Source organism: Lentzea roselyniae, assembly GCF_039537795.1.
Taxonomy (GTDB): domain Bacteria; phylum Actinomycetota; class Actinomycetes; order Mycobacteriales; family Pseudonocardiaceae; genus Lentzea; species Lentzea atacamensis.
The window spans coordinates 1-1,425 of sequence record NZ_BAABBE010000119.1; the positions used below are offsets into that span (position 1 = coordinate 1).

The following is a 1,425-nucleotide window of genomic DNA, read 5'->3' on the forward strand; positions in this document are numbered from 1 at the left end:
GAGCAATGCTTGAGACCTGTGGATCGGCCGGTGAGGGGCGTACCTTCCCGGTGATCGAGTAGCTGATCTCAAGCAGGCCGACGTTGGCGCGTCGGTCGGGAAGGCACGCCCATGCTCACCGTAGTCCCTGACCCCGCATCCGGTGACGAGGGCCGTCGGGCGGATGCCTCGGCCGGCACGTCGTTGATCGACGAGATCGTGCGGGAGGGTGCCCGGCGGATGCTGGCCGAGGCGCTGCGTGCCGAGGTCGACGCCTATATCGCGGCGTTCGCCGACGAACGTGACGAGTGCGGTCACCGGCTGGTGGTGCGTAACGGCTATCACCAGCCACGGGAGGTGCTGACCAGCGCCGGCGCGGTGGAGGTGACCGCGCCGCGCGTCAACGACAAGCGCGTTGACCCTGTGACAGGCGAACGCGAGCGGTTCTCCTCGGCGATCCTGCCGCCGTGGGCGCGCAAGACCCCGAAGATCACCGAGGTGCTGCCGTTGCTGTACCTGCACGGCCTGTCCTCGGGGGACTTCGTGCCCGCGCTCGGCCAGTTCCTCGGCAGCAGCAAGGGCTTGTCCGGGCCGGTGGTCACGAAGCTGGCCGAGCAGTGGAAGACCGACCAGCGCACCTTCGCCGAACGCGATCTGTCCGATGTGGACTACGTCTACCTGTGGGCGGACGGCATCCACGTCAACATCCGCCTGGGGGAACACAAACTCTGCCTGCTCGTCATGATCGGCGTCCGCGCTGACGGCCGTAAGGAACTCTTCGCCCTGGCCGACGGCTACCGCGAGTCCACCGAGTCGTGGGCCGACCTGCTGCGTGACTGCGCCCGCCGCGGGATGACCGCCCCGGTACTCGCGGCCGGCGACGGCGCACTCGGGTTCTGGGGCGCACTGCGTGAGGTCTTCCCCGACACGCGCGCGCAGCGCTGCTGGTTCCACAAGATCGGCAACGTGCTGTCCGCGCTACCCAAGTCCGCGCAACCCGGCGCGAAGAAGGCCCTCGCGGAGATCTGGAACGCCGAGGACAAGTGGCACGCCCTGGAGGCGGTGAAGGCCTTCGACGCCGCCTACGGCGCGAAGTTTCCCAAGGCGGTCGCCAAGATCACCGACGATCTCGACGAGCTGCTCGCGTTCTACGACTACCCGGCCGAACACTGGATCCATCTGCGCACCACGAACCCGATCGAGTCCACCTTCGCCACCGTGCGCCACCGCACCAAGGTCACCAAAGGACCGGGCTCACGCGCCGCCGGGCTGGCCATGGCGTTCAAGCTCATCGAGTCAGCCCAGGCCCGCTGGCGCGCGGTCAACGCACCCCAGCTCGTCGCCCTCGTCCGAGCCGGCGCCACCTTCGTCAACGGCAAGCTTGTCGAACGCCCCGACGAGGAAGCCGCCTAAAGATCTTGATCCACAGATCTTGACAATAGCTCG

Annotated in this window: 1 protein-coding gene; it reads left to right on the forward strand. The window is 67.8% G+C overall.

Features of this window, described 5'->3' with window-relative positions; translation table 11 throughout:
- Positions 1-111 precede the first annotated feature (111 nt).
- On the forward strand, positions 112-1,392 hold the full coding sequence (locus ABFX45_RS46130; protein WP_346137417.1) for an IS256 family transposase: 1,281 nt from the start codon (positions 112-114) through the stop codon (positions 1,390-1,392).
- The last annotated feature ends 33 nt before the right edge of the window (positions 1,393-1,425 follow it).